Annotated in this window: 17 protein-coding genes and 1 pseudogene; all 18 read left to right on the forward strand. The window is 37.4% G+C overall.

What is annotated here, in order from left to right; all coding sequences use genetic code 11:
- Positions 1-16: 16 nt before the first annotated feature.
- The 18 genes and pseudogenes from whiA (at position 17) to QU661_RS00845 (ending at position 12,741) form a co-directional block, all read left to right on the forward strand.
- Positions 17-979, forward strand: a complete 963-nt coding sequence (gene whiA / locus QU661_RS00760) for a DNA-binding protein WhiA (RefSeq protein WP_304989877.1) — start codon at positions 17-19, stop codon at positions 977-979.
- 89 nt (positions 980-1,068) lie between these two features.
- On the forward strand, positions 1,069-1,290 hold the full coding sequence (locus QU661_RS00765) for a hypothetical protein (RefSeq protein WP_304989878.1): 222 nt from the start codon (positions 1,069-1,071) through the stop codon (positions 1,288-1,290).
- Between the two features lie 81 nt (positions 1,291-1,371).
- On the forward strand, positions 1,372-2,973 hold the full coding sequence (rlmD, locus tag QU661_RS00770) for a 23S rRNA (uracil(1939)-C(5))-methyltransferase RlmD (protein ID WP_304989879.1): 1,602 nt from the start codon (positions 1,372-1,374) through the stop codon (positions 2,971-2,973).
- A gap of 160 nt (positions 2,974-3,133) precedes the next feature.
- Positions 3,134-3,426, forward strand: a pseudogene (locus QU661_RS00775) (CD1845 family protein).
- Between the two features lie 26 nt (positions 3,427-3,452).
- On the forward strand, positions 3,453-4,211 hold the full coding sequence (locus QU661_RS00780) for an alpha/beta fold hydrolase (protein WP_304989880.1): 759 nt from the start codon (positions 3,453-3,455) through the stop codon (positions 4,209-4,211).
- Between the two features lie 319 nt (positions 4,212-4,530).
- Positions 4,531-5,154, forward strand: a complete 624-nt coding sequence (locus tag QU661_RS00785; RefSeq protein ID WP_304989881.1) for a hypothetical protein — start codon at positions 4,531-4,533, stop codon at positions 5,152-5,154.
- Between the two features lie 682 nt (positions 5,155-5,836).
- A complete protein-coding gene (locus tag QU661_RS00790; protein ID WP_304989882.1) occupies positions 5,837-6,109 on the forward strand; it encodes a recombinase family protein in 273 nt (90 codons plus the stop codon).
- 22 nt (positions 6,110-6,131) lie between these two features.
- Positions 6,132-6,752, forward strand: a complete 621-nt coding sequence (locus tag QU661_RS00795; protein WP_304989883.1) for a hypothetical protein — start codon at positions 6,132-6,134, stop codon at positions 6,750-6,752.
- Positions 6,753-7,329: 577 nt separating this feature from the next.
- Positions 7,330-7,554, forward strand: a complete 225-nt coding sequence (locus QU661_RS00800; protein ID WP_297969121.1) for a hypothetical protein — start codon at positions 7,330-7,332, stop codon at positions 7,552-7,554.
- 1,000 nt (positions 7,555-8,554) lie between these two features.
- Complete coding sequence (locus QU661_RS00805) at positions 8,555-8,713, forward strand: hypothetical protein (protein WP_304989884.1); 159 nt, start codon at positions 8,555-8,557, stop codon at positions 8,711-8,713.
- 20 nt (positions 8,714-8,733) lie between these two features.
- Entirely contained in the window at positions 8,734-9,063 is a 330-nt protein-coding gene (locus tag QU661_RS00810; RefSeq protein ID WP_330692449.1) for a hypothetical protein, read from the forward strand.
- Between the two features lie 20 nt (positions 9,064-9,083).
- Positions 9,084-9,686, forward strand: a complete 603-nt coding sequence (locus QU661_RS00815; RefSeq protein ID WP_304989885.1) for an alpha/beta hydrolase — start codon at positions 9,084-9,086, stop codon at positions 9,684-9,686.
- A gap of 35 nt (positions 9,687-9,721) precedes the next feature.
- Positions 9,722-10,159, forward strand: coding sequence for a hypothetical protein (locus QU661_RS00820; protein WP_304989886.1), 438 nt, complete (start codon positions 9,722-9,724; stop codon positions 10,157-10,159).
- A 22-nt stretch (positions 10,160-10,181) separates the two neighbouring features.
- The gene (locus QU661_RS00825; protein WP_304989887.1) at positions 10,182-10,724 is read left to right on the forward strand and encodes a GNAT family N-acetyltransferase; all 543 of its coding nucleotides are present in this window, start codon (positions 10,182-10,184) and stop codon (positions 10,722-10,724) included.
- Between the two features lie 139 nt (positions 10,725-10,863).
- Positions 10,864-11,235 carry a TIGR02328 family protein gene (locus QU661_RS00830; protein WP_330692450.1) on the forward strand — a complete coding sequence of 124 codons (372 nt, stop codon included), beginning with the start codon at positions 10,864-10,866 and terminating at the stop codon, positions 11,233-11,235.
- Between the two features lie 136 nt (positions 11,236-11,371).
- Complete coding sequence (locus QU661_RS00835) at positions 11,372-11,938, forward strand: SMI1/KNR4 family protein (RefSeq protein WP_304989888.1); 567 nt, start codon at positions 11,372-11,374, stop codon at positions 11,936-11,938.
- A gap of 20 nt (positions 11,939-11,958) precedes the next feature.
- Positions 11,959-12,366 (forward strand): hypothetical protein, encoded by a 408-nt coding sequence (locus tag QU661_RS00840; RefSeq protein WP_304989889.1) that lies wholly within the window; start codon positions 11,959-11,961, stop codon positions 12,364-12,366.
- A gap of 24 nt (positions 12,367-12,390) precedes the next feature.
- Positions 12,391-12,741, forward strand: a complete 351-nt coding sequence (locus QU661_RS00845) for a hypothetical protein (RefSeq protein WP_304989890.1) — start codon at positions 12,391-12,393, stop codon at positions 12,739-12,741.
- Positions 12,742-13,089 lie beyond the last annotated feature (348 nt).

Raw genomic sequence — 13,089 nt, forward strand, 5'->3', positions numbered from 1 at the left:
GGAGTCATACAGATAGATGTCTTTCTCATCACAGACTAAGGGCGAACTGGCGCGCATCATGCCGAGCAAGAAGTGCTGCATGCTTGCAGAAATTACGGGATTTCTTAGGGTTTCAGGCAGCCTCAGACTTGCCGGTGGCGGAAAATTTACAATAGTAACATCGACGGAGAATCCAGCAATTGCAAGGCACTATAAGACCTTGATTAAGGAATACTTTGGCAGTAATGCTGGCATCGAAGTCGGGAATTCGCAGATGCCGGGTAAATCGCGTGGAAACTACAGATACAGATACTCTCTGGTCATTAGACCTGAGGAAAAGAGTTCGCAGATACTCCGTGAGACAGGCATGATGCTCATCCGAGAGGGTGACGAGTTCCTAAGCGACGGCATATATCAGCCGATTGTAAAGAGTAAGTGCTGTAAGCGCGCGTATCTTAGAGGATTATTTCTCGGCGTCGGCACAATGTCTGACCCCAAGAAGAGCTATCATCTCGAGTTTGTGCTCAATAGTGAGCATGTCGCTCAAGATCTCAAGAAGTTGATCGGTAGCTTCGTCAACATGTCAGCCGGCCTGATTGAGCGCGGTGAAGAACACATCGTATACCTTAAGCGCGCTGAATATATCAGCGATATGCTGGGCATCATGGGTGCAAACGAGGCGATGCTGGAATTTGAAAATATCAGAATAGGCAGGGGGCTCAGGCGCGAAGTAAACAGGATATCAAACTGCGACAACGCAAATGTAGACCGAACCCTAACCGCTGCTGAACAGCAGATCCGCCATATAGAAATCATCAAGGACAAGCTTGGCCTAGAGAATCTCGAACCTGTACTTCGCGAAACTGCGCAGCTCAGGCTTGAGCTGCCAGACGCCAGCCTATCTGAGATAGGCGATGCTCTGAGCCCGCCAATTAAGAAAGCCGGGGTGAGTAAGCGTTTCTCGAAGCTGAAGGAGATAGCGGAAGGGCTTGAGAAGTAAGAGCTTGATGCTGAAAGTGATGGCTTGGGAGTGGTCAGTGTGAAGGTGTGGTTTCTAACGGATTGAAAATCTTGGATTGAAATCAGGCTATGCTAGATGAGAGTGTGGATTTTAGGCTATTTGGTGTGAAACTTGGGGAGTTGCAGACCAGAAATTGGTGGAAGACTCTTGCAGATGCAAGACTGGGAAGCAAGCAAAAAGAGGATGGGATTCTAGCAGGCGTTATAACTAAAAGCAAGCTTGATTATGATAAAAATTTGGGGATGAATTTTAACGAATGTGAGATTGAAAAGCAAGTAATCTGTACTTAAAAAAGCGAAAATTCTACCAATTGCGCCGTTAAAAATCAATAACCAACATAGATAAATTTAGAAAAATATTCCGAGGTGAAAATGAGCGAAAATATTGATAAGACCGCTGCTCTTGTAGTAAATGAAGGGCAGATTGTAGAGCTCGAAATTACAGATATGACTGATGATGGCAAGGGCCTGGGCAGGTTGTCTGGCCTTGCTATTTTTGTGGCGGGCGCCGTTCCTGGGGATAAGGTGAGCGCCCGCATCACGAAGCTCAAGAAGCGCTACGCATTTGCTGAGACAATCATGCTTCTTGAGGCTTCCGCAGCTAGAGTACAGCCGCCGTGCCCATACTATCAAGAATGCGGCGGCTGTTCGATGCTCGAGCTTAGCTACGAGGAGCAGCTCTGCATCAAACGCAAAAACATAATCACTAAGCTCGAGCGCATAGGCGCTCTTCATGAGCCAATTGTTAGGGAAGTCGTGGGCGCCGCAGATAGAATTGGAGCCGACGGAGGGCAGGCTGGGCAGAGTAAGGAGACTGGGCAGACTGGGCAACCTGCGCAGACCGAGGAGCCTGAGGAGACTGGGCAACCTGAACAGGCTGAGTGTGCTGGCGGTACTGACAGCGCGGCGTTCGAATCGATATTCAGGTATCGCAATAAGGCGGAATTCGCAGTAGCTATGACGAGCGCTGGCCCGCTCGTCGGCTTCAACAAGCGCGGTAGCAACAAAATAGTCGACTGCACCGACTGCCTACTCCAGAAACGCGCAACAATGGCAGCAGCCAATGCAGTCCGCGAAATCCTGAAGGACAAGCTACTCACCGTATACGACGCGAGACACGGAAAAGGATTTCTAAGGAGATTCACCATCAAGGTCTGCGATGGCACGGGTGAGATGATGCTGATATTCACAGGCACAGCCAAGCACCTGCCAAACGCCGAGAAGGTCATCTACACCATCAGCGACGCAATCGACGCAGTTTCGACCGATGAGGAGCCGTACTTCCTACAGAGCGTGGTTATCGAGGTAAACAAGGCAAAAGACATCCGCGAACCCGCAGCCGCTTACGAGGTGGTGGCTGGCTCAAACACAATCACCGACATCACAGATGACGACATGAAATTCGAGATTTCCGCACCGGCATTCTACCAGGTCAACACGAAGCAGATGAGCAAGCTCTACGCCAAGGTCAGGGAATACGCCTGTCTCAAGGGCGTCGAAACCGTCTTCGACCTCTACTGCGGCATCGGAACCATCGGGCTCAGCATGGCGGACGACGCTGGCATGATCATCGGAATCGAGTCTGTAAAAAACGCGGTCATCGACGCAAACCGCAACGCAGTAATTAACGGCATTGTAAATGCGCACTACTACACAGGCCGCGCCGAACAGGTGATGTCTAGACTCCTCGACAAGGAAGATAAGCTTTTCGTCGACTACATAGATGAAAATGCCCCAAAGATTGCCATCCTCGACCCTCCGCGCGCAGGCTGTGATGAGGCACTTCTCCGAGCAGTTGCAAGCTGTGACGTGGACAAGATAGTGTACGTGTCCTGCGATCCAGGAACACTGGCTCGCGATATCAAGCTACTTGGTGAACTCGGTTACGAGTTCGTGGAGGCAACATCGGTGGATATGTTTGTGGCGACGATGCATGTTGAATGCATAGCGTTGATACAAAGAGTGAAATCGTGAAAATCCTGCATTTTAAGCAGTTCTACAGGAATTATGTCTTTAATGAAGATGGCGACGGAGGACGAAAAAAGTCTTAAAAAATTATATTGATGTTTATGTCTGTATTGATATGGTGTGTGGAGATACAAGGAATGATTTAGGAAGTGAGGAATAAGAAATGATAAGATGGATCATAAAAATAATTTTGTTTCCAATCAGTTTGCTACTAAGTATCCTCACTGCTTTACTTACATTCTTGCTTAGTATAGGAACAGCCATACTGTATTTACTGATGATGTTTTATATATTTGGAGCCATAGCATCTTTTTACAAAAAGAAGTTACTATTGGTATAGAAGCATTGATTATTGGTTTCTTAGTTAGTCCATACGGAATACCGATGGGTAGAGTAGCTGTTATAGCGTTCTTACAAGGTATAGATGAGAGAATAAAATCAGTTCAAATTAAAAACTGATAAAGTTGAATACATGGAGAATAAAGATGAGAGAATATATAATTAGAGGTACAAATTATAAAATTCGTTACAATGATTTCCACGGTGAATTGACACCTATTATTTTTATACATGGCTTAGGATGCGCAGGCTCTTTTGATTATGTGGAAGTAGCGTCCCTTTTAAAATCTAGCCATCGAATAATTTTAATTGATTTATTGGGTGCAGGTTATAGTGATAAGCCATTACATTTTAAATATACGATAGATTCACATGTTAAATACTTAAAAGAATTCATTGAGGAACTTGACCTAGAAAAAATTATCATATTTGGGCATAGTTTAGGTGGTCCTATTGCAATAGAATTGTGTAATTTATTCAAAAACAAAGTTAAAACTCTGATACTTAGTGAATCTAATTTAGAGCCAAGTAGTTATGGTTCTGCAAGTTTTGAAATTGCTAATCTTAGTGAAAGTGATTTGAATAAGAGTTTTGAGAGAAAGTTGATAGAGTATGAGAAATCAGGAAATACAATGTGGGTGGCTACTTTAAGAAATTGGTTGCCAAAAGCTGCTTTTGAAATTTCTAAAAATGCAGTTAGTGGAGGAAGAATATCATGGAGACATCTTCTATACAAATTTGAGTTTCCTAAATATTTTATTTTTGGAGAGAAATCATTGCCTGATGCGGATTTTGAAAATCTAAAAGAACATGGTGTGAAAATTGAAATTGTTCCAAATGCTGGTCATTCAATGGCTTGGGAAAATACTGAAGGTCTTGCAGAAGCTATAAAACAGTGTTTATAACTCCCAGTTTATAAAGGATAGAAAGCCTGAATTTAACTGTGTGAAGAAATATATTATTAGTTTGGAAAAAGAATTTTCTTTGATTAAAAATGGCTTCAAAGAGGAAGAAAAAAGAGCCTTAACAGATTATAAATCGAATGATAGCAAATATATTAAAATGAAACTTATTCAAGAAAAACTAAAAGAATATATGCAAGATAAGAAGTGCTATAAAAAATGTTGATATAAGACAGGACTCGGATGTTACATTTTATGTACACTAAGGAATATAGCATAATAGAGCAAAGCAAAGAATAATGGGATATATTTGAGGTATTAGATGACTATTGAACAACTACAAAGAAATATAGAGAAATTAATTGGAGATAGGAGACGCCCTGAAAATACAGTTCACTATGGAAAAACAAAACGTTTTGAAATGGCGAATCAGCAACTTAAAATCCCAACTGTAGATATAAATCGTATTATACAGTTGACAAATCGCTTTATAGAAGCGTACAGACTTGATGTTTATAATGGTGACAATATTGTTAAAACAGTCAATCTTGATTTAGCTGAATTTAACAAAAAAACAAAGGAACTATATAAAGGAATAACTTCTGAACATGATATTATATGGATGAAATTTGCATGTAATAGAGTAGGGGTAGTCGCTTGCAGTAATGATATTAATTTTGATATTCCAACTACAAAGGATGAATATGATGAGATTAACTTCACAAAAACTGGAAAGAAAAAAGGTTGGAAGTATAATACATCAGGGATACTAGTTCATTCTGTTAATTTAAAGTGGGATGATAGTTTTTTTCTTATATTTCCATTACTTGGATTACCAGAAGGTAACGAAGGGAAAAAACAGCGGCATAATATAGAAACAGGAATTGGCAATTATCTAATTTTGAATGATGTTCCAATAATTGATTATTATTCTCATAGAATATGACATTTATGTTGAGGAATATATTAGAGTTCAATTAGACAAACAAATTCCGATTTGCCGAGGTAATACATTTTAACGATAACCTTGTGCTATCGTTAAAATGTATGTGGATATGTTCCCACATAGGAACGCAACCACTTGGAATACTTGATATTCGCTCATTTCATGTGGAGAGCGTAGTTCTATTTACTAAAGTCACAATGAAAGTATGAAAAAGGCTTAGGATATCGGAATTTCCGAGATTTTTAGAATTGAAAATCAGACTGCGAAATATGCCTGAAAAAGTGAATAAAATCTTGGTATTTTTATAGTTGGATAGATAAGAGTGTTGAGATTGGGTCGATTATACAGAAGTGTTTACTTGTGATTTATGGAAAAGCGAGAGTAGAAATAGACTAATAATCATTTGAAGATATATTGAATTATAATTAGGGTATTTCGGAAAGGAAAGGTGTTTATGCCTGGCAAAGTGAGAGTGATTCTGGCTAATACAAATGAGACGATGAAACATGTTGACTTCTATGCTCGTGTGAATTCCAATATCTTGGAACAACTAGATAGTCTAAAAGCACAAATCTCCGGTCTTACGAGGTTTATTTCCGAACAAAGAAATTGAGAACTTGTAGATGTTCATATAGATATATCCTCTCCTAAAAAAGGCTCAATTCGTCCCGAATTCAAAAATATGATAAACGAGTGTAAAGCTGGACTTACCGATATAGTTGTAGTAAAGAATATCAGCAGACTTGGCAGAGATACTATTGAAGTACTTGATGCAATCAATACTTTAAGAGAAGCAGGTGTGCGTATTATTTTTAAGCAGGAACAACTCTCATCCAGCAATCATTTCAAAAAAACATTTGACACTGTTCAGAAAGAAAAACTGAAACGCAATAATATGATCACAGATGAAAATGGAAGACACAGCAGTGGTACAAAGTATAGCTCAAAGAAATAAATACACATTTTAGGAGGAACTTATGAAAGATGCCAATAGTCAATACAATTTCAATGGAACAACAAATTTTAATGGATCTGTACAATTTGCTGGAGGAGATATAATTAATGAGTCTTCTACACCCAAGCAGGTTGAAGCAACGTACAAAGCTGAACCTAAATGGAGAAGTCCATTTACTATAGCCGTATTATCTTGGATAAGTGTGATTATTGGAATACTCAGCCTGATTCCGATTGGTAAAATATTTATAAGTGCACTAAATCTTTTAAAAGGAAATTTCCAGGCTGTATCAAATTTTTCAGTGCAAGTATATTTAATATTTTTAATTATTTTAGTGTTTCTTTTTGTTGTTTTTCTTAGTTTCAGAAGAATTGTAAAAAAGCAAATCAGAGTTCCGTTGCCTTTAAATTATGCGATTAGTGGTCACGATAGACACTTAACATTGGAAAAAATACATATTAACAAATGTCCTCAATGTGGTGGAAAAATGAAATATTATAATAAGCCAGTAGAGTGGATCGACAAATATTATAGTGATGGGAAAACAAAACGTGAAGTTACAAAACGTATACCAGTATTAGAATGTACAAGAAATAGTGAACATTGTTATAAAGTTGATCCTGCAGAAGATAAGGTGAAGTGATAAAAAATGAAATAACCTAGTCAAAAAATATAATATTGAGAAGACAAAATGGTTATAAAACATCAAAATCAAGGATTTTGTAATGGTGGATTTGCTTGGTTATAGCCCAAAAATCTCATGTGAAGAGTGTAGTGATGATGCATATAGTGAAATAGTTAAAATCCCATATTTAAAGTTTCATAAATATTATGTATTAAAAGACCTAGCAAATAGATAAAATAGTTCTATAAGTTGTGTTTATGTGAATGTTCGTATTAATACCATGTGTACTATTTTTTACGGTGTGAATTAGACCTTTAACCTAATTAAATAGATTACGAATTCACAAGCACATCACAGGTATATTAAATGTTATTAAAGAAAATGAGTAAAATTCAACATGTCTTATTATTAATATCTAACTGTTACAAAATAATAGATGCCACGTAATCAAAGTGGTTGTATCTGTCAACCATATGTGATATGTCGAAGATTGCTAATGATAACAGGGGTATATTTATCCACAAGATTTCTGCTCAAGAATAGATTAACCAAAAGAAATAGTAAGGTGTTAATTACTTACTAAAAGGTGAAAGGTATGACAAAACCTAAAGATGATGAAAAGAGAAAAACAAGTTCTAATGGGCGTGCAATAGTACACTTTATGTTGGATGCTGATCATTGGGATTACAAAGAAGAGACTGGCAACGACTATGGTAGAGATTGCATTGTTGAACTGTCAGAAAAGGACGAATGGCTTAATCATAAAGTTGAAGGACAGAATACATACTGGGAAAAGCGCTATTCTCGGTGGTTGATATAATAATGTGAAAGTCAAAGAAAAGGGATTCGAATTTAAAAATGACTATACTGGTAAAGCTATGGTACAGAAAAATATTGAATAGTTGGACTGGGCTTAAATTGTTGAGGGCAATCAACGTTTTGCGAATTTTATAGCTTTTACGGAATGTAAAGGGATTGGGCATTTTGCACAATCCCATTTTGTATAGTTATGTTTTAGTAGTGGATTAGCCGAGCGATAGCGAGGTGAATCAATAATACTTTGGCTATGCCAGTGTGATTAGGATAACTTTACCCTCAAGAAAAAACCTCCCCTACTATCATAATGTTGGTTTGCCAACCACATCATATAACAAAGGAGGTTTCATCATGAATGACAAAAATACACTAGCACATACGAGCTAAAGATGCAAATATCATACAGCATCTATTCATTACCACACAACCAAAAATACAACCCAAATACAATCCATAACACACAAAACGATAAAAAGACCACGTCAAATGCTGTATTATCTAATCTAGAAACATATGAGGATCAGCACAACTATTTCATTGGCACGCTACTTAACGAATCCGACCAGAACTTCGGTTACCATATGGGTGATACAATTACATTTTTCCTTTACGGAGGTGAAGGCTATGAAAGGGCGCTAGTCTCCAATATGAATGAAATTATGTAATCCGCTATGCTAGATTCGCGGATTAAGCACGAGCAGTGCACCTTTGATGAACATATCGATAGGAATGCGAGAACATGGAAAAGTTTGTAAAAGCAGAGGAAGGAACTGTAAATGCAATTACTAACAATCGACGAAATAATATCTTCAATACTGGAAGAAACAGAGGGACTTGGTGCAGAAATAACAGACGGAATTATTCTTAGCAAATAAGAAATTCCGCAGGTTCTTCACAAAAAGAAACTAATAATTATTGCAAACGGCGACCCATATACTATTCTACTAGAGTGTAAGTCCGGTGAGATATATGCATTCACAAGTGACATGAGTTATGAGGAGATAGTGCCTATTGCTTCCGATTTTGAAGAATTTATAAGAGTGATGGAAACTGCTCAATATGCTGTTTGGAAAAACGCTGAAAAAGAGTTTATAGAATTGATGGAGCGTGAGAATTCCGAGAGTAGCATTAATTTTTGGAAAGAACTGGTGAGCGTGTACTAAGTAAAATATAGGGAGGTACCATGGAATTTATCGTAGCTAATGAAGGCATTCCTCAAAATATCGGCTGTGAAGGAGCTACTATTGCGTACTTTGGTAGTGAGATAGAGTTTCATTATGAGACGGTTCCTCCGCATGGAGATGAAATATTCTCCGCAAAATTGCCACTCCTAGATATTAAGTTTCCGTTTTGGATGTATGGGAGAAACCTGGTGTTTTTAGATGCTTATTATCTGATTGCAGAAACGGTGGAGGAGAACACTGGGAATCCTACTATGGTGAATAATATTATAATGAAATTCGTAAAGAACTTGAAATATACATATCTTGATTTCGTAGGGATAAGAAATTAGAAGTTGTAAAGGAAATTTAAATGAAAAATGCTGTTATATATGTTCATGGTAAGGGCGGTAATGCAGAAGAAGCTAATTATTATAAACAATTTTTTGATGATAACTTTGAGATCATTGGATTTGATTATAAATCATTAAACCCATGGGATGCTAAAATTGAATTTATAAATTATTTCAACACTATCATCTCTAAATATAATAGAATTTATTTAATTGCCAATAGTATAGGAGCATATTTTTCTTTAATATCTTTAACAGATATGCCTATTGAAAAAGCGATGCTGATTTCGCCAATCATTGATATGGAAAGCATAATTTTGAATATGATGAAATGTGAGAATATAACGGAAGATAAGCTCATGTCAGAGAAAGAAATTGAAACTTCTTTTGGTGAACCTTTATCGTGGAAATATTTGAGTTATGTTAGAAATAATACCATACATTGGGATATACCAACAAATATTCTTTTTGCCGATAATGACAACATGACATCAGTAGATACCATGGCCAATTTTGCGAATAAGATAAATGCAAATCTAACAACAATGAAAGATGGAGAGCATTGGTTTCATACAGATGAACAAATGAATTTTTTAGCTAACTGGTTTAAAGAGATTATTTAACAAATTAGAATTCACAAAGGGAGCGTGATATTGAAATGTGCAAGGAATGCTATGTTGATGATAATAGAATAACACCGCTTTTAAAACCCTTTGATTGCTTGGAAAATCATACACAATATATCTGTGGAACTTGTGGCAGATGCATCTGTATTGAACATGATCAAAATAGAGGCTTACAGCGATGGAATTTTCCTTTTAAGTCATTAGAAATTGCTAAGTTATATTTGAGAACTGCTGACTATACAATGAAAAAATCTTGTGGGATCTATGAGATTAAGAGCGAGAATGGCAGGTTATCATACAAAATCTTTGCAGACAGTGAAGACTTGCGAGTATACCTAAAAAAGAATAAAGATAAAACCTGTGAAATGATGGTTCCTGTTTTCCGAGTGGAAGAATATAAGGAGTATCCAAATACGCAGATTAGAAAATTAACTTTCGCCGAAATACAAAATTATATGTCAGAAAGATAAATTTGAATTTGTGGAGGATAAAATGATTTTAGAAACGGAAAGGCTTATTCTTCGCCCATGGGAAGAAAGTGATGCGGAAGATTTATTTCAATATGCCAACAACCCAGAGGTTGGTCCGATTGCAGGTTGGCCTGTACATACCAGTATTGAAAACAGTAAGGGGATTATAAAAAGTGTGCTTTCTTCGCCTGAGACATATGCCGTGGTTTTAAATGAAACAATGCAACCAGTGGGCAGCATAGGGTTGATGATAGGCTCTGCAAGTAATATAGGCATTCCTGATACTGAGGGGGAGATTGGTTACTGGATAGGAGTTCCATATTGGGGTCATGGTCTTATACCGGAAGCAGTTCGTAAGATTTTGAGACATGGATTTGATGATCTGAAACTGAATAAAATATGGGCCGGTTATTTTGACGGTAATACAAAGTCAAAAAGGGTGCAGGAAAAATGCGGCTTCCGTTATCATCATACAAAAGAAAACGTTCCATGTGCTTTGGAAGGGGTTTTTCACACAGAGCACATAACCTGCCTATCAAAAGCAGAGTGGATTTTATTTAAGTAAATTAAAATATGTCGATCTGAATCAATGTAAAAAAACACGCCGATTGAAAAAGTATTCCACGAGATTGGCCTTGCTGACTAGCTCGGAAGCGGTATTCGAAACTACTGTAAATACACGAAGATATACTACGGAGGAGAACATGATGAGATTGTGGCATGAACAGATTATTCATTTATTACCTAAAAACCAGCTTCTTGGTCAACACAGAGAATGTTGTGCACTTAGGGGCAATGGATGGGGTAAAAAGCATAAGATAGTAGACTACGTGTTTTTATATTCTCCATATTACTTATTTAGTTATCACTCATTAGTTATGGATGAAATGGAAAAAAGAGGGTACAAGGTTTCTGCAGAATGGAGAGATAAGAATTACAGGGGAAAGAAGGCGGAACAATATAATGATCTTGAAGAAAGAAATATAGATACCCCTATTTACAAAGAGCATGATAATGAATATCTAGCGGAGTGTATAGAAAACTTGCGAAAAAAAGGCATAAAACTAGAACTATAAAATTGAGAGACATATAGAGTGGAGACATTTGAAGAAACTTCTTGGCAATTTGAATACCTTCAAGACGGTATTGTTGCTGTCAAGGTTAATGGCTAAATAGCGATATAAAGTCATAAAGCAGAGGAAGGAACTGTAGATGCGATTACTAACAATCGACAAAATAATATCTTCAATAATGAAAGAAACTGAGGGACTTGATGCTGAAATAACAGATGGAATTATTCTTAGCAAAAAAGAAATTCCGCAGTCTGAAATCGAGAAAGCAAAATTCGAACTTGGAATAGAGTATTTAGATTCGATATTTTCGGAGTATATTTTAAGCTATAATTGGGGAAATTTTGGCTTTCTCAGCTACCAGTTTGGATATGGAGATGAAATGAGCCTAAGCTGGCTGATTAACCGCAATCTTGATTACGATGAGTATTCCGTTCTTAGCAAAAATAACCTAATAATTATTGTAAACGGCGATCCATACACTATTCTACTTGAGTGTAAGTCTGGTGAGATATATGCGTTCACAAGTGACATGAGTTATGAGGAGATAGTACCTGTTGCTTCCGATTTTGAAGAATTTGTAAGAGCGATGGGAACTGCTCAGTATGCTGTTTGGAAAAACACTGAAAAAGAGTTTATAAAATCGATGGAGCGTGAGTATTCCGAGAGCAGCCTTAAGTTTTGGAAAGAACTTGTGAGCGTGTACTAAGCACGATGTAAGGAGGCACCATGGAATTTATCATAGCCAATGAAGGCATTCCTCAAAATATCGGATGTGAAGGAGCGACTATTGCGTACTATGGTAGTGAAATAGAGTTTCACTATGAGACGATTCCTCCGCATGGCGACGAAATCTTTTCCGCAGAATTGCCATTCTTAGATATTAAGCTTCCGTTTTGGATATATGGAAGAAATCTGATTTTTCTTGATGCGTATTATTTGCTTGCAGAAACAGTGGAGGCACACACTTGGAATCCTATAACCAGCAGGCTTATCAACATACATACTGGGGAAAGTGCTAGTCTCGGTGATTGGTATAATAATGTGAAAGTAAAAGCGAATTACGTTGAATTAAAAAATGACTTCACTGGGGAAACAATGATATTAAAAGATGTTGAGAACCTGAACTGGGCTTAAAATGCTGTTATTCAGAACCTTTATGTGCAAACAGCAGAGGTTGGAGATCCAGGTTATACACTTGATCTGATTCTTGATACATATCGAAATATATATTGCTTGTTCAAGGAAGCCGAGGAAGATGTTTGTGAAGAAATATGCTACTATATTGAAGAATATTTGGAGCTCGGAAGACTGGAACACTATAATGAATATGGAATCGACATTGAACATCCTTATGAGGGGCTATTTTTAAAAACAGGATGCAGATATAAGTACACTATCAACCATACGAAAAAAGTGTATTACTCGCTCAATGAAACGAAAATCCTTTTTCAAGGCAACACAGAGAATGATTTTTCAGACCCACTACCAATACTGATGAGCTATGGATGAGGTACAGAACCCGGAGAATGGCTTGGCGATATTATTGGCGTGTCAGATAGCAGGCCAGAGGGATATATGCTTTTAAAGAAACTATATATGGATAGGTAAATGATAAAGCGTGATTCTCGTAGAAAAGACTGAATGATAGTGAAGAAATGAAAGGCTTGTTAGAAAACGGATTAAGTAGATAAAGATTTATTTTAAGAAAATGATTTAAGTAAATTTTAATATGTCGATCTAAACTAAATTAAATACTGAAGACAACCGAGATGGATAAACGTATTATACTTTGCGCCTATTTGCCAGTTGCTAAAACGGTTTATCGCAATGTAGGCAAAATTTTGACCACAATAATGA

It is taken from the genome of Mogibacterium neglectum, assembly GCF_030644205.1.
In the GTDB taxonomy this organism is placed as follows: domain Bacteria; phylum Bacillota; class Clostridia; order Peptostreptococcales; family Anaerovoracaceae; genus Mogibacterium; species Mogibacterium neglectum.

Bases quoted from the DNA above. Each gene is read 5' to 3' on its own strand.
- whiA (WP_304989877.1), top strand. From the start codon at position 17: ATGTCTTTCTCATCACAGACTAAGGGCGAACTGGCGCGCATCATGCCG.
- QU661_RS00765 (WP_304989878.1), top strand. From the start codon at position 1,069: ATGCTAGATGAGAGTGTGGATTTTAGGCTATTTGGTGTGAAACTTGGG.
- rlmD (WP_304989879.1), top strand. From the start codon at position 1,372: ATGAGCGAAAATATTGATAAGACCGCTGCTCTTGTAGTAAATGAAGGG.
- QU661_RS00780 (WP_304989880.1), top strand. From the start codon at position 3,453: ATGAGAGAATATATAATTAGAGGTACAAATTATAAAATTCGTTACAAT.
- QU661_RS00785 (WP_304989881.1), top strand. From the start codon at position 4,531: ATGACTATTGAACAACTACAAAGAAATATAGAGAAATTAATTGGAGAT.
- QU661_RS00790 (WP_304989882.1), top strand. From the start codon at position 5,837: ATGATAAACGAGTGTAAAGCTGGACTTACCGATATAGTTGTAGTAAAG.
- QU661_RS00795 (WP_304989883.1), top strand. From the start codon at position 6,132: ATGAAAGATGCCAATAGTCAATACAATTTCAATGGAACAACAAATTTT.
- QU661_RS00800 (WP_297969121.1), top strand. From the start codon at position 7,330: ATGACAAAACCTAAAGATGATGAAAAGAGAAAAACAAGTTCTAATGGG.
- QU661_RS00810 (WP_330692449.1), top strand. From the start codon at position 8,734: ATGGAATTTATCGTAGCTAATGAAGGCATTCCTCAAAATATCGGCTGT.
- QU661_RS00815 (WP_304989885.1), top strand. From the start codon at position 9,084: ATGAAAAATGCTGTTATATATGTTCATGGTAAGGGCGGTAATGCAGAA.
- QU661_RS00820 (WP_304989886.1), top strand. From the start codon at position 9,722: ATGTGCAAGGAATGCTATGTTGATGATAATAGAATAACACCGCTTTTA.
- QU661_RS00825 (WP_304989887.1), top strand. From the start codon at position 10,182: ATGATTTTAGAAACGGAAAGGCTTATTCTTCGCCCATGGGAAGAAAGT.
- QU661_RS00830 (WP_330692450.1), top strand. From the start codon at position 10,864: ATGATGAGATTGTGGCATGAACAGATTATTCATTTATTACCTAAAAAC.
- QU661_RS00835 (WP_304989888.1), top strand. From the start codon at position 11,372: ATGCGATTACTAACAATCGACAAAATAATATCTTCAATAATGAAAGAA.
- QU661_RS00840 (WP_304989889.1), top strand. From the start codon at position 11,959: ATGGAATTTATCATAGCCAATGAAGGCATTCCTCAAAATATCGGATGT.